The sequence below is a fragment of the Nitrospira sp. genome (assembly GCA_005116745.1).
Classification (GTDB): Bacteria; Nitrospirota; Nitrospiria; order Nitrospirales; family Nitrospiraceae; genus Nitrospira_D.
This window is the reverse complement of record SWDS01000010.1, coordinates 789,055-809,314: the sequence shown is the minus strand read 5'-3', so window position 1 is coordinate 809,314 and position 20,260 is coordinate 789,055. Positions and strand designations below refer to the sequence as shown.

The 20,260-nt window shown below is 56.0% G+C and carries 16 protein-coding genes; 9 read left to right on the top strand and 7 right to left on the bottom strand.

Annotated features, from left to right (window positions below; all coding sequences use genetic code 11):
* Window positions 1-621 precede the first annotated feature (621 nt).
* Window positions 622-1,368 carry a hypothetical protein gene (locus E8D52_18565; GenBank protein ID TKB66352.1) on the top strand — a complete coding sequence of 249 codons (747 nt, stop codon included), beginning with the start codon at window positions 622-624 and terminating at the stop codon, window positions 1,366-1,368.
* A 111-nt stretch (window positions 1,369-1,479) separates the two neighbouring features.
* On the top strand, window positions 1,480-2,052 hold the full coding sequence (locus E8D52_18560) for a hypothetical protein (protein TKB66351.1): 573 nt from the start codon (window positions 1,480-1,482) through the stop codon (window positions 2,050-2,052).
* A 79-nt stretch (window positions 2,053-2,131) separates the two neighbouring features.
* Here the strand turns inward: E8D52_18560 and E8D52_18555 are convergent, their stop codons facing one another.
* On the bottom strand, window positions 2,132-3,067 hold the full coding sequence (locus tag E8D52_18555; GenBank protein ID TKB66350.1) for an adenine nucleotide alpha hydrolase family protein: 936 nt from the start codon (window positions 3,065-3,067) through the stop codon (window positions 2,132-2,134).
* Complete coding sequence (locus E8D52_18550; GenBank protein ID TKB66349.1) at window positions 3,064-3,282, bottom strand: MoaD/ThiS family protein; 219 nt, start codon at window positions 3,280-3,282, stop codon at window positions 3,064-3,066. The genes E8D52_18555 and E8D52_18550 overlap by 4 nt, the downstream gene beginning before the upstream one ends.
* A gap of 117 nt (window positions 3,283-3,399) precedes the next feature.
* Here E8D52_18550 and E8D52_18545 point away from each other — a divergent pair, with 117 nt between their 5' ends.
* Window positions 3,400-3,582 (top strand): hypothetical protein, encoded by a 183-nt coding sequence (locus tag E8D52_18545; GenBank protein TKB66348.1) that lies wholly within the window; start codon window positions 3,400-3,402, stop codon window positions 3,580-3,582.
* A 31-nt stretch (window positions 3,583-3,613) separates the two neighbouring features.
* A complete protein-coding gene (locus E8D52_18540) occupies window positions 3,614-4,948 on the top strand; it encodes a hypothetical protein (GenBank protein TKB66347.1) in 1,335 nt (444 codons plus the stop codon).
* A gap of 251 nt (window positions 4,949-5,199) precedes the next feature.
* On the opposite strand, the gene E8D52_18535 is transcribed toward E8D52_18540, so the two are convergent.
* Window positions 5,200-5,925 (bottom strand): glycosyltransferase, encoded by a 726-nt coding sequence (locus E8D52_18535; protein TKB66346.1) that lies wholly within the window; start codon window positions 5,923-5,925, stop codon window positions 5,200-5,202.
* Window positions 5,926-6,051: 126 nt separating this feature from the next.
* Between E8D52_18535 and E8D52_18530 the strand changes: the two genes are divergently transcribed.
* The 3 genes from E8D52_18530 to E8D52_18520 all read left to right on the top strand — a co-directional run bounded on the left by E8D52_18530 (window position 6,052) and on the right by E8D52_18520 (window position 12,617).
* On the top strand, window positions 6,052-10,380 hold the full coding sequence (locus tag E8D52_18530; protein TKB66345.1) for a DEAD/DEAH box helicase: 4,329 nt from the start codon (window positions 6,052-6,054) through the stop codon (window positions 10,378-10,380).
* A gap of 454 nt (window positions 10,381-10,834) precedes the next feature.
* Window positions 10,835-11,266 (top strand): DUF2780 domain-containing protein, encoded by a 432-nt coding sequence (locus E8D52_18525; protein TKB66344.1) that lies wholly within the window; start codon window positions 10,835-10,837, stop codon window positions 11,264-11,266.
* A gap of 610 nt (window positions 11,267-11,876) precedes the next feature.
* Entirely contained in the window at window positions 11,877-12,617 is a 741-nt protein-coding gene (locus E8D52_18520) for a carbonic anhydrase (protein TKB66343.1), read from the top strand.
* Between the two features lie 231 nt (window positions 12,618-12,848).
* Here the strand turns inward: E8D52_18520 and E8D52_18515 are convergent, their stop codons facing one another.
* Entirely contained in the window at window positions 12,849-13,247 is a 399-nt protein-coding gene (locus E8D52_18515; GenBank protein ID TKB66342.1) for a DUF3015 domain-containing protein, read from the bottom strand.
* Window positions 13,248-13,385: 138 nt separating this feature from the next.
* Between E8D52_18515 and E8D52_18510 the strand changes: the two genes are divergently transcribed.
* Window positions 13,386-14,300 carry a hypothetical protein gene (locus E8D52_18510; GenBank protein TKB66341.1) on the top strand — a complete coding sequence of 305 codons (915 nt, stop codon included), beginning with the start codon at window positions 13,386-13,388 and terminating at the stop codon, window positions 14,298-14,300.
* 82 nt (window positions 14,301-14,382) lie between these two features.
* Here the strand turns inward: E8D52_18510 and E8D52_18505 are convergent, their stop codons facing one another.
* Window positions 14,383-16,623, bottom strand: a complete 2,241-nt coding sequence (locus E8D52_18505) for a DUF2330 domain-containing protein (GenBank protein TKB66340.1) — start codon at window positions 16,621-16,623, stop codon at window positions 14,383-14,385.
* Between the two features lie 155 nt (window positions 16,624-16,778).
* Here E8D52_18505 and E8D52_18500 point away from each other — a divergent pair, with 155 nt between their 5' ends.
* Window positions 16,779-19,079, top strand: coding sequence for a hypothetical protein (locus E8D52_18500; protein TKB66339.1), 2,301 nt, complete (start codon window positions 16,779-16,781; stop codon window positions 19,077-19,079).
* 158 nt (window positions 19,080-19,237) lie between these two features.
* On the opposite strand, the gene E8D52_18495 is transcribed toward E8D52_18500, so the two are convergent.
* Window positions 19,238-19,705 (bottom strand): sel1 repeat family protein, encoded by a 468-nt coding sequence (locus E8D52_18495; GenBank protein ID TKB66338.1) that lies wholly within the window; start codon window positions 19,703-19,705, stop codon window positions 19,238-19,240.
* Between the two features lie 98 nt (window positions 19,706-19,803).
* Window positions 19,804-20,160 (bottom strand): hypothetical protein, encoded by a 357-nt coding sequence (locus E8D52_18490; protein ID TKB66337.1) that lies wholly within the window; start codon window positions 20,158-20,160, stop codon window positions 19,804-19,806.
* Window positions 20,161-20,260: the final 100 nt, after the last annotated feature.

Below are 20,260 nucleotides of genomic sequence, written 5' to 3'. Positions count from 1 at the left end.
AGTATCCCACGGCGGAGCCACTCAGCAACATTCAACGAACTTCAGGATAACTCCGGAGGGGAGACGCTTGATTGCCTGCCACCCAAATGACGTTTGTTGAGAAGATCCATTCCAGTCCAACTCTCACATTGTCGGCATGGACGGCACTCACTGGGCTTCCAGGTTTGATAGTCACGCCCATGCAAGTAAGCGCGGCAACGGCCTTTGCTGAAAGTTCGGCATCGAACCCTGAGAGAATCCGTGGACTAGCCGCGTGCTCCGGTCTGGGGATAGCATGTCATCCATCATTACCTGAACATTGGCTTACGTACGGAAGAGCGTGCGCAACGGCTATAGGATCAAATGAAAGGGAAGGTTCAAACAAAAATCCGCTTTGCAGGAAGTAAGAACATCCATTGAGTCTGCTACGTGGCGAACCACAACCTATCAAAGACTTCTTCCACGCTTGGTTGTGGGCCCTCTCACTAAGCGTCGGTAGATTCAGATTTTTCTTGAGCCCGTTCAGAACGGATAACCCAATCGCGTAAGCAGTGGTAGCCGTGCTGCTACACTTACCTCAGCGCAGGAAGAGGTAAGTGTCTTGGTACGCACCCGTACGGAATGGGAAAAGGAGTACAGCTTATGGCCGTCACAACCCGTCATGTTTTGCATATGACCAGTTCTGTTTGTTTGGCCGTTGCCGTTGTCATGATGGTCGCCTGTTCTGGTGGGTATTATACGGCCAATGTGAACGGCGGAAAGAAGGTCTATCGGGTCGATGAACAGGGTTCCAAGACGCTGGTGTACGAAACTGACCAGAATGGCAATACCACCATCCATGATGCTGACGATCCAAGGGCGAAGCAGCAGGCTGCCGCGCAAGAGATTGCAGAACAACTCAATGCGAAGAGCGCTGACCAATTGGAACAATCGAGCCGGGCGCTTAAACGGCAACCGACTGATCTTATTTATGTCAGTCTTGCCCAGCCGATACTGGATACACAAATGGAGAAGGCGGAGCGATCCAAAGGGGCAGTGGCGGAGCAGATTCGAAGTGAGTTAGAGGCAGATCCCATCATCAAGCTTATTGAAGAGAATCACAGTCGGTCCGGTTTGTTACGCTCGCATGAAGTGGCGAGCGCCGATGTCGAAGTGTCGCCGAAAGTTTCGCTAAAGGAAGCCTATGGAATCGACCGGAAAACTGGAAAACCAAGTAAGATGCTGGCGGTCGTCTTTGAAGCGACGATCACGACGCAGGTCCCACCGGCAACGTACAATGTCTCAGAGTCAGGCCATGTCTTGAAAAACCTGGAGGTCTCTAAACGCTTCGCCAAGCAGGTCAGGCAAGTGATCCTGGAGAAAATTGCCCCCACCATTCCGGCTCACTGAATCTATGACTCCGCCTTAAGCTCAAGAAAACTCATCGATTCAGCTGCTATATTTTCTGGGACTCACCGGTCATCCATGTAATAATGCCGACCGTTTCAGCGTGAGCACCCCATGGCAAAGCGACAACCAGCTGACTCTCGAATCACCATCGCGGATACGTCGCAGGGGCTCCGCATCGTGATGCCTTGCAGACGCAGTTGGTTAGTGATTTGCTTTCTGGGTTTTTGGATCTGTGGCTGGGGGGTGGGTGAAATCATGGTCACCCATCAGTTGCTGAAAGGAGACGCTCCGCCGGGGGGAGAAGTCTTCATGCTGACATGGCTTGGGGTCTGGACGGTCGGCGGTGTGTTCGCCATCTATGCCTGGTTGTGGCAGATGATGGGGAAGGAAATTCTCACGGTGCAGGGGCAAACGTTCACGACGCGACGCAACATAGGGGAATTCGGTTTTGACAAGGAATATGATCTCGTCCAGATGCGTGAGGTACGGGTGGGAGACCTTGGCGTCAATCCATTTGATTTTTCATCGAGTCTCCAACTATGGGGAATTGGTGGTGGAGTGATCGTCTTTGATTATGGGGCAAGAACCCATCGATTCGGGGTAGGCCTTGATGAAGCAGAAGCGAAACAGATCGTGACAGCCATCAAACAGCGCTACCGTATTTCAGAGAGCACAAGGACGTAGTTGCTCAGGTTGAGCACGCCGCGAGCCGGCCTGAGTTCTTGCGGGAGATAGTTATGCTCCAGGCAAGGATGGCAGTGGTTTACAGGCTGTGAGTTTTGGCACGCGCCATCATTTTGCAGTAAGAGCAGACGTCAGCGGTGGTAGGTTGTTGGCAGACGGAACAGGGATGCAGCATGGCCTGGTCTCTCTCAGCCATGGTGGTCGGGGAGGCTTCGGGCTTGCGCTGTTTGTCGAGAAAACCACAGTAGAAGGCTTGCTTGGTGCCTGGGGATTCCGTCTCAAGCCGATTCAGTACTTCTTTATAGAGAAGGGTTCGCGCGCCTTTTGCCATCGGACACTCTTCCACGATGTAGTCAATGCGGTTGAGCACCGAATAGGCGGCCAATTCACGCTCGGACAGGCGAAAGAGCGGTTTTACTTTCTTGGCAAACCCGTCGAGAGAGGCCGGGAGGCTGGGGGATTGCTTGTCCAAGTATTCCTCCTGCCAGCGGAGTACGTTGCCCAGCAGGCGGGCTGCTTCATCATCGAGATTGTGGCCGGTCGCCATCACATCGTACTTGTGCTCCAGCGCGACGCGATTGAACTGGTAGCGTTTGATGGTGCCACATGTACTACAGGTCGGACGATGAATCAGCATGGCCAGTTCCCGGATTCCGGCGCCGGCTTCCTGCTCCACAGTGTGGACATGGAGAACTGCGCCATGTGGGGCGGCGACCATTTCTGAAAACTGGACGACTTTGGCATGGGACACTTCCGAGTAGCCGCCGATACCGAGGTTCACATAGAGCGCGTCGGCTTTATACCCCATCTTGAGAAGAATATCCCAGAGGGCCAGGCTATCTTTCCCGCCCGATACCGCGACGAGGATGCGATCTTCCTTTCCGAACATCTTTTCAGACTTGATGGCCCGGCTGATCTGGTCATGCACATAGATGTTGAAACAGCCTTTGCAGAAAGCAGCATTATGGCGGGGCAGGTCGATCACTGCGCGGGTTTTGCATTTAGTACAGTTCATTCGTGACTCGTGAAGCGTGGAGAGCCGCCGGAGATGACCGGGCGGATTTCGACCTGGTCCTGGTCGTAAAGCATCTCGTCTTCGGTTACGAGTTCATCGCCGCGTATGATCAGATGTGCTTCGACCACGAGACCGAGCTCTTTGAAGAGGTCTTTGGCCTTCTTCGGGCCTTTGATCTCAATGGTTCGTGTGGGATGGCTGAGTTGAACTTGCATGCCGTGATCATATGTCGCGGATGCGTAAGGGAGCAAGGGGTGTTTACTGGCAGAGGAGCGAGAAGAGTCTGAGCTGGAACCGATCAACGGGCTCTCGCCATCCAACCGAGGAGGGAGATGACACAGACACTGATGCTCGAAAAGATGGAACGTCAGCACATCCGTGATATCCTGGAACAGACTAGTTGGCGCGACAGCGGTGAGAAATACGCAGCGAAAATCCTCGGCCTTAATCCGACCACGCTCGAAGCGCGCATGAAACAACTCGGCATCTCCAGACCAAGCTCACCAACAGGATAATCTTCTCACCCTTCTGATGGAAGGAGGCCCAATGCCTATTCGGATGGTTGCCACGCCTCTGCTCGGCGTCGGCCTTCTCGCCTTGATGCTGATCGGTCACGTTGGAATAGCCGATGCCCAGGTCAAGTGTTGGGTGCCTCGTCAGAACGAGGGGCCTGTCACCGATAAACGATGGGCGCGCCATCTGAAAGCCATGAGCGCAGCGGAAACCATTCTCAAACAGTCACAAGAGTTCCTGAATTCGCCGGTTCCTGTTCGCCTGCGGACCACGATGGCGACCAACCGGTATAAACCGAATGATTCGCGGTTGATCGTGCAGGCCTATCCCGAACAGACGTCACTCGGTATCGCGATCTGGCAAGGAACCTGTGGGATTAGTCCCGATGCAGACCGCGTAGCCGGATCAATCGGAAAGATCAGCATCTTTTTCAACCACCTTTCGAAGGACATGTTCATGGGCCAGGATGAGATTCCGGAGCTGACCGGCATGATCGGTGGGTATCCTGAGTATAACGGGTGGGTGGTGATCTCGAAGAACAGGCGGCTGCCGTGGATTCCTCAAACCCTTGGCGATCGTCTGGATCACGTGGGTGCTGCCCGTGAAAGGGCCTTGGCTGATTGGCGCAACGCCATAGCTTTACGCAAAGCTCCCGATCAGACCATGATCGACCGTACTGCGGCATTGCGGAGAAAAACTGATCCAGCCGGCGCCGACCAATATGTGGAAAACATGAGACGACTGACGGTAGACCTTCAAGTCGGGCAAGCCAAAGATGCAGCACGAGGCGCCCAGCTCACGAAACTGCTCAACGACTATCATCCCTATCGAGCATCATTTACGGCTCAGCAACTCGCCATGCCGGCGGTCTGGGCAGATACTGATGGCTCCGTCCGTAAGGCGATGGAGACTCAGATCGATGAGCTGCAAACGCTCAGTGTGGATGAGCAGGAGAGAGCGGGTGCACTACGCGAGCAGAGTCGAGCTTTGGAGAGAGAGGCGATGGCGAGCGACAAGGAAGCCGTCGCGCTCCGGTTACGCACCCAAGCCATGGACTTGTTGCAGGATGCCGACCACATTAGCAAGGATCATGGAGAACGTGCTGTACTGGAGGAAGAAGCCTTGCGAGGTGCGTATGAATTGACCAACCTAAAACCAGGCCCGGTAGAACAAGCGCTCGCCTATCAGATGGATCCGACCTTTCCGAACCTGAATCAGCCGGGAAAGATCCAGGTCATTGTCCTGTCGACAGTGACCTTGGCCGAGGAGGATATTCTGCAGCGTCCTGAACAGGCAGCGCGCAAGGCTTGGCTCGATCGAGTCAAAGAATCAATTGATTACACTGCCTTGGCGGCATTACTGGACTGATACTCGCAGACTTACTGGTTTTCTCATCATCCCATTCCATAGCCTCTCGGCCCCAAGAAATTCTCCCAACTAATTGGGACGTTCCCAATATTTCAGGAAAATCCCGTATCACGTTCGTTCCTGTCACTCGCTATTGGCCGGCGATGTACTTGATCGATAAGCGCGGCATCATACGCTATGGCAAAATCGGTCAAGGGGGCTACGGCGAGACAGAGCGGCAGATCCAAGCCTTGTTGGCTGAAGGGTGACGGTCAGCGCCGTCCGTCATACCAGACGGAGAGGTGTTTCTTATCTTGCAAGGTTCGCTTCGGGAGGAAAAAGATGCGGAAGATTAGCACGGCAATCTCTCGGCTCGAATAGAGCGACACTTTACGCGACGAAGTGTCGAGAGGGTGCTTGGTTAAGATCGTGAATTGAAGGTTGCGTCGGCGTCCCCATTGTTTGAGCTGTTTACTGAGCCTGATTTCGTCTAACGCGTAGAGCTCCTGGTCGAACCCGCCGACTTCCTGAAACGCGTCGCGCCGACAGACTACCAGTGCTCCAGCAGCCCAGCGACAGAGCACTGAGACCGATGTCCAGAACTGTAGGCTCAAGTTCGCCCACCAGGGTAGCCCATCCATGCGCAGTGTGCTGCCGCATCCAACGTATTGTCCTGACTCAATTAGCTGCAGAATATCGGCCAGCAGCCCGGGACTCAGCAGGCTATCGGCATCCAAGAACAAGAGCCAGTCTCCCGTGGCGTGAGCGGCACCGGCGTTGCGGGCCCGGCCGATTTGATTGATCGGTTCAAAGACCACGCGTGCGCCGGCCTGTCGAGCCAGCTCGGCCGTGTTGTCAGTGGAATTGTTATCCACGACGATGATCTCGGATGTGAAACCGGATGTCTGATTCGCAGCGATCGCGGCAGCGACGGATTGCAGCGAGCCTTCGATCAGACGGGCTTCGTTGAATGCCGGGATGACGATGGAAAGGTACATGAGATTGCCATGATGCCACATTTGCCATGGGTTGCGAAACGGGCTGTCAGTTTTGCATGATGTTATAGGGTGAGGACGCGCAGGTGTGCCCTGCTGACATCTTTCATGCGTGTTAAAATGCCGTTGATGTCACTCACTCGATTCCATCCGGTCATCTCGGAATGGTTTGCTTCGCAGGTCGGCCAGCCGACCGACGTTCAACTCCGAGCGTGGCCCGCGATCCAAGCTGGAACGGATGCGCTGATCGCTGCGCCGACCGGATCGGGGAAGACCCTCGCCGCCTTTCTCTCCTGCATCGATCAGCTCTTCAAGCAAGCCCTGGCCCGTGAACTGGACGACCACACCCATGTGCTCTACGTCTCGCCGCTCAAGGCCTTGAGTAACGACATCCAGAAAAATCTTCAGAAGCCACTGGCCGAAATCGGGCAGCTTGCCTTGCAGGCCGGACTGCTGATGCCGGAACTACGCGTCTTGGTCCGTACCGGCGACACACCGATGACGGATCGTCAGCAGATGCTGAAGCGGCCGCCCCATATCCTCGTCACGACGCCGGAGTCGCTCTTCATCCTATTGACTGCCGAGAAGAGCCGAAAGCTCTTACAGACGGTGCGCACAGTGATCGTGGACGAGATTCATGCGCTGGCCCCCAACAAGCGCGGGGCTCATCTGGCGCTGTCGTTGGAACGGCTGGAAGCGCTCACCTTCATAAAACCACAGCGGATCGGCCTTTCAGCGACGCAACGGCCGATTGAAACCGTGGCGGAGTTTCTTGTCGGCACTCGCCCACGTCCGAGGATCATTGATGTCGGCCATCGTCGCGAGTTGGATCTGACTGTCGAAGTGCCGAAAGATGAGCTGAGTGCCGTCGCCACGAATGCGATCTGGTCGGATGTCTACGATCGTGTAGCTGAGTTGGTTCGCCAGCACCGCTCGACCTTGGTCTTTGTCAATACGCGTCGGTTGGCGGAGCGGGTGTCGCATTATCTGGAAGAGCGTCTCAAAGACTTAGGCCCGGATGTTGTGGCGGCCCATCATGGGAGCCTCTCGCGGCAGATTCGCCTTTCGGCGGAAGAGCGATTGAAAACCGGCAAGACTCGTGTCGTGATTGCCACGGCCTCGTTGGAGCTGGGCATTGATGTCGGCACGGTCGATCTCGTCTGTCAGATCGGGTCGCCGAGAGCCATTGCCACGGCGCTCCAGCGGATTGGCAGGGCCGGCCACTGGATCCACGCAATCCCGAAAGGTCATCTGTTTGCGATGACTAGGGATGAATTACTGGAATGTGCCGCCTTGGTGCGGGCAATCAAGCAGGGGACGCTAGATCAGATCACCGTGCCGCCGGCTCCACTCGATATCTTGGCCCAACAGATTGTGGCTGCTTCGGCCAGCCAGACCTGGGCCGAGGAGGACTTGTTCGCACTCTGTCGGCGAGCCTTTCCCTATCGCACCCTGTCACGGGACGATTTCGATGCCGTGGTGCGGATGTTGGCAGATGGCATTGCGACGCAACGAGGGCGCGGATTGGCCTATCTTTATCACGACCGGATCAATCATCGAGTCAAAGGCCGACGTGGGGCGCGGCTGGCAGCCATCACTTCCGGCGGCGCGATTCCGGATACGGCCAACTACGCGGTCGTGGCGGAACCGGACGGCACAGTGGTTGGGTCCGTTGATGAAGACTTCGCCGTGGAGAGTCTCGCGGGTGACATCATGCTGCTCGGCAATACCTCATGGCGCATCAAGGGCGTCGAGGCGGGCAAGGTGCGGGTAGAAGATGCGCAGGGAGCGCCACCCAGCATTCCGTTCTGGCGAGGGGAAGCGCCATCGCGTACAGCGGAACTCTCCGCCGAAGTCGCAACGCTCCGCCACGATATCGCCACGCACGCGTCTTCTCCTGTTGATTCAGAGCACGTAGTCCCCAGTCCTCATTACTCAGCACTGCAATGGCTGAAGCAGGACTGCGCACTTGATCAACGGGGGGCTCAGCAGGCCATCGAATATGTCTTGATGGGAAAAGCTGTGTTGGGTGTGGTGCCAACGCAGGAGACGATCGTGGCCGAGCGGTTCTTCGATGAAAGCGGGGGGATGCAGCTGGTGATCCATGCGCCGTTTGGTGGACGCATCAACAAAGCCTGGGGGCTCGCGCTGCGTAAACGATTTTGTGTGACGTTTGATTTCGAGCTGCAGGCGGCAGCGACGGATAACGGCCTCGTAATCTCACTGGGTGAGAAGCACAGTTTCCCGCTGGAGTCCGTGTTCGGCTATCTCCATTCTAATACGGTGCGAGAGGTCTTGATTCAAGCGGTCTTGCTGGCCCCGATGTTCACCACGCGGTGGCGTTGGAATGCGTCGCGCGCGCTGGCGTTGCTGCGCTTTTCGAACGGCAAGAAGGTGCCGCCGCAGATTCAGCGGATGAAGGCAGAGGACCTGCTTGCTGCGGTGTTTCCTGATGCGATTGCTTGTCAGGAGAATCTAACAGGGGAGCGGGCTGCTCGTCAGATCCCCGACCATCCGCTGGTGATGGAGACGATGCGTGATTGTCTCACGGAGGCAATGGATCTTGATGGCCTGACGGCGGTGCTGCAACGGATCGAGGCCAGCCACATTCGTTGTGTGGCGGTGGAGACGCCGGCGCCCTCTGTGTTCTCACACGAAATCCTGAATGCCAATCCCTATGCCTTCCTGGATGACGCCCCGTTGGAAGAGCGGCGGGCGCGGGCCGTGGAGATGCGCCGGACGCTGCCGCCGGATCTGCTGGGGCAGGTGGGGGTCTTGAATCCGGCGGCGATTGAAGAAGTTCAGCATGAATCCTGGCCGGTGGTGCGCGATGCCGACGAATTGCATGATGCGCTCTTAACGCTGGTGTGGATGCCAGCGGCTGCCGCGAGCAGGTGGACGCCGTTCTTTCCATCCCTAGCCGAGACTGGTCGTGTGATGGTCCTTGCCATTCAAGATGTACAGGGATGGGTTGCCACCGAAAATAGTGAGCGAGTCCGACAGCTGTTAACCGGCGGTGAGGACTCGACCTGTGATGCCGTCGTGCTTGGGTGGATGGAAAGCATTGGCCCGACGACAACGGCAGAGCTGGCTGAGCGACTGCATCTTCCAGCTCCTGCCATTGAGGCTGCGATGATTCGCCTCGAATCCCAAGGCCAAGTCCTGCGCGGCCAGTTCCATCCAATCTCAGCACTCAGTCCTCAGCCTGCTTCGCCTGCCCAACGAGGCGAGCACTCAGCACTATCGGGCGCATCTAGACGGGAGTGGTGTCACCGCCGCTTGCTGGCCAGGATCCATCGGTTGACGATCGGGATCTTGCGCAAGGAAGTGGAACCGGTGACGGCATTGGACTTCATGCGATTCCTGATGCAATGGCAGCATGTTGTGCCAGGGTCGCGTCAGCATGGGGACGCGGGGCTCATGGAGGTCATCAAACAACTCACCGGGTTCGAGGCCGCGGCCTCTGCGTGGGAACCCCAGCTGTTACGTACAAGGATGGCCAAGTATGAGCCGGAACTCTTAGATCGGCTCTGTCTGAGCGGCGCAGTCAGTTGGGGGCGCCTCTCGCCCCATCCGAAACTGGCATCGGGTAGTGAGACGGAGGGGCGGTGCATCACCCCGACGAGCATTGCGCCCATCAGTATCTTCCCGCGGGAGGAGTGTGACTGGTTGCTCGCCGCACTCCATCGTGATGTGGCGGCAGTAGGCCTTGATCCTTTTGCACCGTTGAGTTCGGTGGCCCAAAATCTTCGTCGTGCGTTGCAGCAACAGGGCGCCAGTTTTTTTACCGACCTGGTGCGGATCACCAACCATCTTCCCTCTGAAGTCGAGCAGGGATTGTGGGAGCTGGTGGCAGCCGGTCTGGTGACGGCTGATGGGTTCGATAACCTCCGTGCCCTCATGGACCCGCATCGGCGTCGCGCCGAGGGACGGGAACGGGCTCGTCGGCCTCGGCATGCAGTCGGACGGTGGTCGCTGTTGCGGTCAGCTGAGAGCGTTCATCTGACGGCTGTTCGCCTATGCGAATGCACCGCCCGCCAACTGCTTCGTCGCTATGGGATTGTTTTTCGCGATGTGCTGGCACGGGAATCGATGGCTCTATCCTGGCGAGATCTGCTGGTGCAGTATCGTCGGATGGAAATGGCCGGGGAGATCCGAGGTGGTCGATTCGTGACGGGATTTACCGGCGAGCAGTTTGCATTACCGGAGGCAGTGGACGCGTTACGGGCGATGAGGAAGACTTCTGCCTCCACAAGTCACGAGGTCAAACTTTCCGCCACCGACCCATTGAATCTGGTCGGAGTGATTCTGCCTGGCCCTCGTGTTCCGGCAGTGCCCACCAACTTTCTGGTCTTCAAGGACGGTGCGCTTCTCAGGACCGTAATCGGTCGGCATGGTGATGTGACGCTCCCCGTTGCTGAGTTGACCGGTCCGGCACCGGTTCGACAGCAGGTATGAATTCAGTTAGTCAGAGCACAGACGGTTTGGTCGTCTCGCGCTGAAGCGAGCGCAATACTGTGGCGAAGAGCCTGAGGCGTGACGATGAGATTCGATCGACCGGTGCTATTCTGGCCGTGACACTGCCGGCCGCCAGCGGCCATGCTATATCAGTCATCTGCTTCAGTGGCGACATCCTCACCGTGGAAGATCCGATGCAGAGCTATCCCGAGACCGTGGCTGGTCCGATCGTCGACCAAGCTGGACTGGAGGCGGTATTTTGCAAACCGCGCATAGGGAGTGATATCGTACCCAAGATCACAAACGCCGTAAGTAAATGTTCCTGGAATTCATGCGGCTAGACGGTGTGTCGTTTCTTTTGCGTCATCCAGGATGACTTTACGGGGAAGTCGTCGCGAACGAATCTCCCCGTCATGTATTTTTAATCTCATCCGGCAAGCGAGGAGGTCTTATCGTGAAGTACTTATCTTTCGTCACCACCACCCTGTTTGTGAGTGCGTTCGGATTGTCCAGTTGTGCCAGCCTGCCAGCTATGACCCCACAAGATGCGCTCACAAGCCTGGTGGCTCTACAACACGGGATTGGTCCCAGCCAAGGGAAGGCGGCAGTCGGCTCCATCCTCAACTACGCCAAGGGGAAAATGCCAGCTGCTGATTTTTCATCTCTGAGCAACTCCCTCCCTGTTTTGGATACCTACCTGAAGGAGGCGACTGACGTGAAGGCGGTGACTGGTCCGATCGACGACCAAGCCGGACTGGAATCGGCATTTGCTAAGGTGGCTTTGGGACCGAAAATGGTGCCCAGGATAACAAAGACCATGAGCGATTTCGTCGGGACTTCAGGCGGTGAGGCGGCGCGCAATTTCTTTGCGTCGCTCATGAAATAAGCTGCACGAGATCTGGTTTGAGCGAGTCCTCCCTCTGAGCTTCCTTGGACGCACGCTGAGGAGGTTCAGAGGGCAAGACGACACCTGCACAGGCATTGAATTCCAGATAAGAGCGTCAGGTCTTGGCGAGGCACGTCTCGTGGCGATCAGCGCCTACTCCTTACTGCTATGGGCATTTTTAGCCGCCGAAGGTTTCGAGTGTCACTCTCGTTCCCGAAGACATGAGGTTCATGGAGCAGCGCTTCGACTCTGAAGTGGTCTGAGGGGAAGTCATCATAGGGTTGGGCAGTATTCTTCGCCAGGCTCAGGGGCTCACCTCTGGTGTCACCACGGTTCAGTATCACCTCAAGGGAAAAGCCTTCGCCGAGTCTTCCAGCAGCGTTACGATTCCCTTCGAGGAGAGCGGGGAAGTCGGTCTGAATTTCAGGACGCAGGCGGAGAAATAGACGATGCTAGGAGGAGGTGGTTTTGGGAAGATAATCACGATCGCGCTCTTGCTGCCGAAGTCGATGTTCTGAGAGTCGCCAGAATACGTAAACCTAACCGCGTGAACCAATCGTGCCTGAACCAACGATACAGGTAGGGGGGCGTAGGAAAGGGGGGTATCTGAATGAACCACGAACAAGGAATACACAAATCAGATGAGACCATGTATCGCCGTAGCTTTCTCGCGACGGTGGGTATCGCGGCGACTGTCGGATTGCTTGGGTTGGTGCAGGGAAGCAGTCTTGCTTACGCGCTGACCAAAGAAGAGCACGACAAGATGACGCCGGACGAAATTATTGCCCGCGGCAAGAAAGGCAATGAACGATTCCGCTCAGGCAAGCGCAAGGAGCGGGATTTGCTGCGTGAGCAAAAGAACACCGCCAAGGGCCAACATCCTGCGGCCATCGTGCTGAGTTGCATCGATTCACGAGCGCCGGTTGAGCTCATTCTAGATCTGGGGATCGGCGACACCTTCAATTCGCGCGTCGCCGGCAACATCGCCAACGAAGATATTCTTGGCAGTATGGAGTACGCCTGTGCGGTGGTCGGCAGCAAACTGGTGCTTGTGATGGGGCATGCCAACTGCGGGGCCATCAAAGGCGCGATCGACAATGTGCAGCTCGGTAATCTGACCGGCCTGCTGGACAAGATTCGCCCGGCGGTCGAGTCAACCCAGTATGACGGGGACCGCACTGCGAAGAATTACCTCTTTGTCAATGCTGTTGCGCGCAAGAACGTGGAATTGACGATGGCCAGGATCCGCGCAGACAGCTCCGTGCTCAAGGGACTAGAGGACAAGGGGCACATCAAGATCGCCGGCGCGATGTATTCTGTTGAAACTGGAGCGGTGGAATTTTTCGCCTGATAGCACGTCGTGTTGACGGCATGTGCAGATAGACGCATCCGCGAACAAGAACCTGGAAAGACGAGATAACGTAAGGCTTCCTGACGATGTCCTAATGTGCCGTTGCCCGATAAGCCGATGGATTGTCTCGTCGAGCGGACCAAGCGCCTTCTCCGCATCGAATCCGTTGGCAGTGTAGTACTTCTCTTGGCTGCACCGGCCAGCCTCTGTGCTCAGATCCCTCAAATCAAGTTATCGAATGAATGCTCCGGATGTATCCCGAAGCAGTGAAAGCAATGCTGTCGAATCCTTGCCTATCGTCTCGGCATAATTTGCCTGGGCGGCGGAGAAAAATGCCGATTGCCGACCTTCTGGAACTCCCAACAGTCTGCTGATCGAGGCCAAATACTCCCCGCGACCTGCTGCGACATCTTGAACCAGGTTTTCATGATTGAACGAGACGAACGCCGTCGCCTTGAAATCTGGCGTAATTTGGCCATCTTCGCTCCACCAGGCAGCTCCTGATGTGGTGCCGGTGATGTTGGATGTCGTGTCGGTCGTTTGATTAATGGTGGCTTTCAGGGTGCAACCCGTTGTGCCAAGCATCAGGCTTGCACCGATGGCTGCCATCGTTCGAAAAGATTTCGGCATGGAGTCCTCCCTCTTCAATCAGGATCAAGATGTCTGAATGCCCCACTATATCATATGGTCTCTTAAGTTCAGCCGATGAGATGCCGATAGCGGAATGAGGCAAGGCGTATCTCTCATCAATCGAGTAGGAGACCTCATATGCCGGTTCAGGCTCTGACATCCATCGATCCACATCACTTCTTCAATTTGCGCCAGCTATCCGATGCTGGGGGCCATCGACTGGATACCAGGGTGAGCGGCGTGGCGGTGTCCAACGATTTGTCCGGACGTCTTGCGGTGACGACAGCGGAGGGGGATCGGATTACCCTTACCGCAGATCTTGCAACCGATTTTCGATCCGGGAGCTATCGTTCCCAGGTGGCGGACGATCGGACAACGGGGAAGGTTGAAGCGACGTATACACACTACGCCGTCCAACGAGAGTTCGGTATTGCTGTGGACGGAGATCTCAATAAAGAGGAGCTGCACGACCTGCAAACCCTCTTCGGGAACATTGCGAACATCTTTCGTGGATTCTTTCAGGGCCAAGATGAGGATGCCAGAGCGCATACCAGCAAACTTGCGGAAGGGTTCACACGGTTGGACTCACTCTCCAGTCTCGATTTGACTGTCGAGGTTGTTCGATCGATTGCGGTGGTGGCAGCATCATCCGGTACCCCGGGTGGGGCGCCAGGGACGGACGCGGCGATCCCGCAACCGTCCAACGGTACCACGGCGCCCACCCCGTCATCGGATTCGTCCGATGGAACTCATCTCACTGTTCCAGTAAAAGACGCGCAGCTGGCATCAATCATTCAGCAAGTCCTCAATGCACTGAAGGAAGCGAAGGTCGAGTTAGAGAAGGTCCGCAAGCATCTGCCAGACTTCTTCGATAATTTACGCGAGGATCTGGCGAAGGAACTTCGAGGCAAGCAAGAGCCCAAGGCTGATGAGCAGAATCATCCACTACCTAAAGTATCGGATGAGATTAACTCACCGACAACCAGCAGCAGCTTGCTTGTGGCCTATCGAACAGTGACTGAGACATCACTCTCACTGTCGATCCAAAGTTAATCCACATACGGCTCATTCGCGGTTGATGTCGAGTCGTTGAGGGCGAAGTCGTGCATGCCGGCTTCGCCCTCAACCTGATCATCTAGTTCGTCCACAATCGCTGATACCACTTCTTATCCTCGCCTGCTGGCAATGAGGCTAGGTTCATCGCCTTGCGAATCTCGCCGATATTCCATCCGGTCAGACTCGCCAGGGTTTGCGCCTCTCGTTCAGACCGATCACGTAACTGTTGCCGATAGGCGGTCGCAGCTGGACAGTTCTCCGTGCCTGTCCAGGGGTGACGGAGAACATAACGTGCTTGGAAGTTGCTCCGATCAGAGGTTTCCTGGAACATCAAGTCTTCGGGAAAGTGGGTGGCATCGTAGCGCACGTGCAGACGTGTAAGGAAGACCTTCTGGCCCTGCGGGGACAACGCTTGGCCTCGCTGTATTCCATTCTGGTTGTCTTGCCAGAAGACACCGAGGCTCAGCAACTCTTCGGTCGACAACGGGTTGGTGGCGCAGGGGTCGCACCAACTCATGTCCCAGGCATATTCGAGAAATACGCCGCGCTCGCTTTCACGCTTCACCTGCTCTGTGAATAGGTCGCGGTAGAAGTCTCCGAACTTATCTTTCACATACAGAGGGATCTCCTGGGCTTCCGGTAACCGGACTGTTCGGTAGTTTGTCGTTTCGACGCGGCCCTGTTTCGTGAGGAGATAGATGAAGAGCTCCTGAGCGCCCTCTGCATTCACGGTACCCAGTCGAATCGGCAGCATGAACTTCGGCGACTCGAAGGCGATCTGCAGCGGCCTCAGGTGCGTAAAGCCAAGCTTTGATTGCTCAACGGAGTTTACCCTGGCCACAAAGAACTTCATATTGTTTTTTAAGTAGCTCTGGAGAAGCGTTGATGTGCCTAATGGAATGCGGTATCCATTTTCACTGAGCCATATTTCAAGGCCGTGACTCTCCTTAGCCGAGAGAATAAGGATGTCGTATTCGCCGACGGTGTATTGTGCTTCGACGGTCACACCCAGCGCCTTGTCTCGCTCGTGTTTTGCCGAAGCCGATGCGGGCGCCATGTTCTTCATGGACCCCATCCGGTCTTCCATCAGTTCATAGTGTCGGCAGAGATTCTCATCGAAGTATTCCACCAGTCGTGGTGCTGAATAATCAGCCAGATGTTTCAGCACGGTCGGATCGCCGACATGAATCTGGTCTTTTCCCAGGACAGTTGGTACCGGTATGACCATCGCGAATTTTTTGACATCGCCCTTGAAGTCGTTGGCCATGGTGATAACGGTCTTGTTGTCTTGGCGCGCGATGACAACTTCAGACGCTTTGTTAAAGAGCTTGGTGTCCGCCTTGCCGACGTAGAACCCACAAAAGGCCGAGGCCTCGGCACTCCAGAGGAATAGCCCTATCAGAAAGGTGAATATCGGCACGATGACATGTCTCATGAAAACCTCCTTTTGTGGGTGAAGCGACAGGGACAAGGGTAGGGATACAGGCGCGTGACCGGTCGTGGGCTTGGACCAGTCATATCGAACACCGGGGAATAGATGATCGAGCAAGGGAACGAGTGGCGAACACGCGATGAGTCCCCACAGCGGTCCATTTGGTTTGTAGAGCCCAAACTGGACATAGAGTGCGGTGAGTGCGATCAGGAGGGCATAGACAATCCGGCCTGGTCTGGAGTCTGGTGTGGTCTTAGGATCGGAAATCATGAAGAATGAAAAGATGAGTAGAGCGCCGCTTTCGATCTGATGTAGCGGAATCGTTAGCGGATCGCCGAGCCACAGTGCGCGAGCAAACAACAGACCAACGTAGAAAGTAAGAAAGGCCAGTGTGACATCGGCCCGTGCCGCGTGGGTAACGACCAGACTGCCGAGACAAGCGATCAGAAATCCGAACCAGGCTACCGGTCCCCATTGACCAGGTGAGATCCAGCCAAGGCCGCTGGCAAGGATGACGACGAGAGCGAGATTCGTCGGGTTGAACACATGCTTGTCCTTCCATCGGATGATGAACTTACTGCCAATTGCGATAACGGCCGCGAGCGCAGCTACCGCGAGATCGTTCGTTCGGAGGAGTAAGCAGAGAGATAAAGACGAGATGAGCGCGCTCTTTGGATCAAAAAAAGGAAGATTGAAATAACGGGTGCCCGCCAATTGGGTGAGTTGGGCCACGCCCACTGTGATGGCGATCTGCCAGATCGAGACATCAAACTGGAGCCAGAAGAGGCCATAGAGGAGAAGGATAGTGAGGCTAATGATTTGATAGAGGCGGGGATCCCACCAGAAGACTGGTTGGTTTGGTTGGTTCGTACCGTTGTTTTGCCCCATTGAGTCCTCCTGGTTGGCCACGGCATTGCCGGGGCTTCAGAGGAGGATATGGGGCGAGGAGGAAAATCCTTTCAGATGGCATGGTGAAATAAGCAGAGTTGACAAGTCCTTGAGCGGGCGCAAGAATAGCGCCTCGTTAGAACATTGACCTATTGATGCCGCTTATGAGCCATCCCCTAGATTTTGTCACCGTTGAAGGACTTCTTGCCTATGGACGCGCCCTTGCTCGACGAGCGTCGGAGCGGGGGCTTGTCCAACTTCCGCCAAACGAAGCGTCTGGCGATGATTCCGATCGCGTCCACGCCAAGATGGAACAGCTCCGTTCTTTCGTCGAGCGCTCCAAGTCCGGGTTTGCAACGGCTGACGCGTACCGCTTGACTCGGGAAAGTGTCATCGACGATCGGCTGATATTCTTTGTGGCCTGGAACCGCCTCTTGTCTGAAGGCTCGCTGCAGCCGTTGCTCCGGGCTCCAATCGGGTCGGTGGCCAAACCGACCTATCGACGCCCGGTCGCCATCGTGCCTCGCACGCAGTTGACACCCACGCTGGCGGAAGGTCGCATTGTTCTGGAATTGGGCGACGACCGATTTTGGTTGCTGCCGCGCGATCTTGCCGACCGAACGCTGTTTTTCACCATGCGTCACGGTGTGTCACAGGTTGATAGCAAGACACATCGCGTCGGATGCCGCTTACCAAACCAATTGGATCGAGAACGAGGTGTTGCCAAAGCCGATGCGGTAGGGACAGCGCTCGCCCACATGATCGGCCTCGTTGGACAGCAGCTGGATTTTCTGCATCTCGCGAATTATCTTGAGCCACACACGTTCCTCCATTGCATCAGCCGCAGCCCGAATACCAAACAACTCTACGAACAGGTGTCTGCGGCGCTGCTCCAAGGTGCGTCCGCAGCCGAACCGATTGCCGAGCTGGCACTTGAATCGTCGGATTTCGGTTGGGTCACGGGATTGGAGAAGTCGGTGGAGCTCGAAGAGGCCGCGAAGGCGTTTGGGGTGGAGACCTCGACGGCTAAGCGGCTGATGAAAGATCCGCTCTATTGTTATCCAGATGGTAATTCGTTCTTCGACCTCTATGTCAATGTGATCGATGGCCTCCATCGGTTGGGTTCTGTACAGAAGGGAAGAGTCGCCTGCCTCTATACGCACAGTTCCACCCTGCGGGCCTTAATGATCTATTTGGACCCACGCCCGTTCCATGAAGCGTTCAGTGAGTTCAGCGATTATAAGGAAAGCCAAGACAATGTGGTGCTGCTCACGGTCGAACAGGGACGGATGTCCGGCTACTCAACGGCGGTTGGACTGTCCGAGCGGGAGCGGGTCGTACGCAACACATGGGTGACAGTGGAGGCTGCGAGAAAAGACCGCGTCACACTCAAACCTCGATCCCTCAAGCGGCTCGTGGCGCTTGTGTCCGGAGGTGATTTTGCTGGTGCCGGCGCCGCGCTCAAAGAATTGCATGTAACCGGCCAACGTATGGGGTTGGAGGTCTATTTTGTTCGGCACGGCTATCTGGGGCTGGCCAACAATTGGATCGAACGTGTTACCGATGAATATACGCGCGGCATGGGCAGCCATCCCAGCAGTCCCATTGGGAGCAGCCGCTTCGAGGAGTTCAAACAGGAGACCATGCAACATGTTGCCATGCGCCACCTCGAACCCTACGTCCGTGATGGCGCATTGATTGTGCTGGGGGGCGACGGCAGCATGCGAGGAGCCCGGGCTATTTACGAAGAATTCGGCGTACAGGTGGTTGGCATTCCCGGCAGCATTGATAACAATCTCGAAGGAACCATCTCGCTTGGGTTTCAGTCCGCCGTGACGTTGGCGGATCAGTCTATCGAATCTCTCAAAGCCACCAGCGCGGCCATGGGCAGTGTGTTTTTCGTGGAGATCATGGGCGCGGGGTCAGGTCATCTTGCGTTGGCCTGTGCCTATCAGGCGAGAGCCGAAGGGTTGTTGGTCAATGAACATCCCGACCCAAACGCCTATATCGATGAGGTGATTCTCGGCACGCTCAGGCGCACGTTGGGTGTGCCGAACAAGAGCCATATCTTTGTTGTCGCCGAACGGACGCCGCACCGTCATCATAAGGACGGCGGCGTCCATGGGTTGGTGGACTATGTGGCCGGAGTGATGGCTCGATGGCCGGAACGGCAAGCGGGGCCTGATCACTATCCATTCACGCCGGCCACCAAAGCCACGATCCTTGGCCACACGCTCCGAGGGGCTCGTCCGATACCTGAGGACAAGGCGATTGCCCAGCATCTTGCCCATGAAGTGGTGCACCGACTGATCGACTCGCCTGAGGACATTGTCGGGTGTCTCTTGGCCTACCGTGAACGGGGATCAATCGGTCCGATTCCACTCCATGCGGTTACAGCGAAGCAGTTCGACTGGGACGTCTTCAGTCGAATGCATGGCAACACCCGCGTCTCGTAACGTGCTCAGCTGCCGTCTGAACCGATTACCCGGTTAGCAGGTTGTTGGGAATAACCACCAGCGGCCTTCTCAATATCCGGCAGAAAGTTATATGTGTTGTTGAGTGTGAAAGTTGGTGGGATCGTGAAACGGTGAGCACAGAGGCAGCCGAGTGAATCTCAGCAGCCCTTGAACTTCTTTGTCCGGCACTGTTCCGAGAGCCGCTTGGCTTCTGTGACCTGGGTGGGCGACATACGCTTGGCGACATCCTCGAGATTTTCTTCCGCTTGCTTCTTTTCCTCACCCTGCATGTGTGCGGCGGCAAGACTCTCCCACATATAGGCCCGCACATAGTCCGGTGCGCCGCCTAGCCCTGCGAAATACAATTCCGCAAGGTTATTTTGAGCCAGTGGGTGACCCTTTTCAGCCGCTTTCTCGTACCACGCTCGCGCCTGGGCATAATCTTGTGGTACGCCTCTTCCCTTGGCATACAGCTCCCCGAGTCGATTCTGTGCCTCCGTATCTCCTTGGGTGGCCTGGGTCTGGAGTGCATTCAGGTCTTTGCTGTCGAGGGGGGCAAATGCTGCTCCTTCTCCAAGAGGAAGGGCAAGGGTTGCGAGAAGCATGATAGTGGCAATGGCACGCATGGATTTTGAGTATGCCGTGCACGCAAAGGAATCGTCAAGCTGAAAGGTGAGGGAGTGAGCTCTTGCGACAAGATGCGGAGCGTGAAGCACAGTTTCGGCTACCGAGCCCTCTGTGGAAAGTCGGGCGGTGGTGGTAGAGCGGGAACGGGAGGTTGAGGAGGAAACCGGAGTGTCTGATTGTTTAATTGAAGGGGAGGACCAAGATTGATCCCAGCACCCTGGGGTGGCTGTACCGTGATGATCTGTTCTCCACCCGGCAGATTGATTGTGCTCTCTACATTTCCTTTCCGATCCTTATAGACTGTTGTGCCGCCTTCAGAGTCCAATACCTGATTCAAGCGTTCCTGTGCACTCGGTTGTTGAGAGGGTTCCTCCCCACCGGCGATCGACAGGCTTGGCCCGATGGTTCCCACCAGGATGACGACAAAGGCACTGATCCGACGCATAATTTCCATTATACTACCTCTTTGTTCACGTAGGTATATGTCCAAGTAGGCTGAACAGGCCATTTAATTGTCGTAGTGAACCAAGAGAGGGGATGATGATTCCAGATAA

What these genes read in the sequence shown, in the direction of transcription:
- E8D52_18565 (TKB66352.1), top strand. Translation starts at nt 622, where the DNA reads ATGGCCGTCACAACCCGTCATGTTTTGCATATGACCAGTTCTGTTTGT.
- E8D52_18560 (TKB66351.1), top strand. Translation starts at nt 1,480, where the DNA reads ATGGCAAAGCGACAACCAGCTGACTCTCGAATCACCATCGCGGATACG.
- E8D52_18555 (TKB66350.1), bottom strand. Translation starts at nt 3,067, where the DNA reads ATGAACTGTACTAAATGCAAAACCCGCGCAGTGATCGACCTGCCCCGC.
- E8D52_18550 (TKB66349.1), bottom strand. Translation starts at nt 3,282, where the DNA reads ATGCAAGTTCAACTCAGCCATCCCACACGAACCATTGAGATCAAAGGC.
- E8D52_18545 (TKB66348.1), top strand. Translation starts at nt 3,400, where the DNA reads ATGACACAGACACTGATGCTCGAAAAGATGGAACGTCAGCACATCCGT.
- E8D52_18540 (TKB66347.1), top strand. Translation starts at nt 3,614, where the DNA reads ATGCCTATTCGGATGGTTGCCACGCCTCTGCTCGGCGTCGGCCTTCTC.
- E8D52_18535 (TKB66346.1), bottom strand. Translation starts at nt 5,925, where the DNA reads ATGTACCTTTCCATCGTCATCCCGGCATTCAACGAAGCCCGTCTGATC.
- E8D52_18530 (TKB66345.1), top strand. Translation starts at nt 6,052, where the DNA reads ATGTCACTCACTCGATTCCATCCGGTCATCTCGGAATGGTTTGCTTCG.
- E8D52_18520 (TKB66343.1), top strand. Translation starts at nt 11,877, where the DNA reads ATGAACCACGAACAAGGAATACACAAATCAGATGAGACCATGTATCGC.
- E8D52_18515 (TKB66342.1), bottom strand. Translation starts at nt 13,247, where the DNA reads ATGCCGAAATCTTTTCGAACGATGGCAGCCATCGGTGCAAGCCTGATG.
- E8D52_18510 (TKB66341.1), top strand. Translation starts at nt 13,386, where the DNA reads ATGCCGGTTCAGGCTCTGACATCCATCGATCCACATCACTTCTTCAAT.
- E8D52_18505 (TKB66340.1), bottom strand. Translation starts at nt 16,623, where the DNA reads ATGGGGCAAAACAACGGTACGAACCAACCAAACCAACCAGTCTTCTGG.
- E8D52_18500 (TKB66339.1), top strand. Translation starts at nt 16,779, where the DNA reads ATGCCGCTTATGAGCCATCCCCTAGATTTTGTCACCGTTGAAGGACTT.
- E8D52_18495 (TKB66338.1), bottom strand. Translation starts at nt 19,705, where the DNA reads ATGCGTGCCATTGCCACTATCATGCTTCTCGCAACCCTTGCCCTTCCT.
- E8D52_18490 (TKB66337.1), bottom strand. Translation starts at nt 20,160, where the DNA reads ATGGAAATTATGCGTCGGATCAGTGCCTTTGTCGTCATCCTGGTGGGA.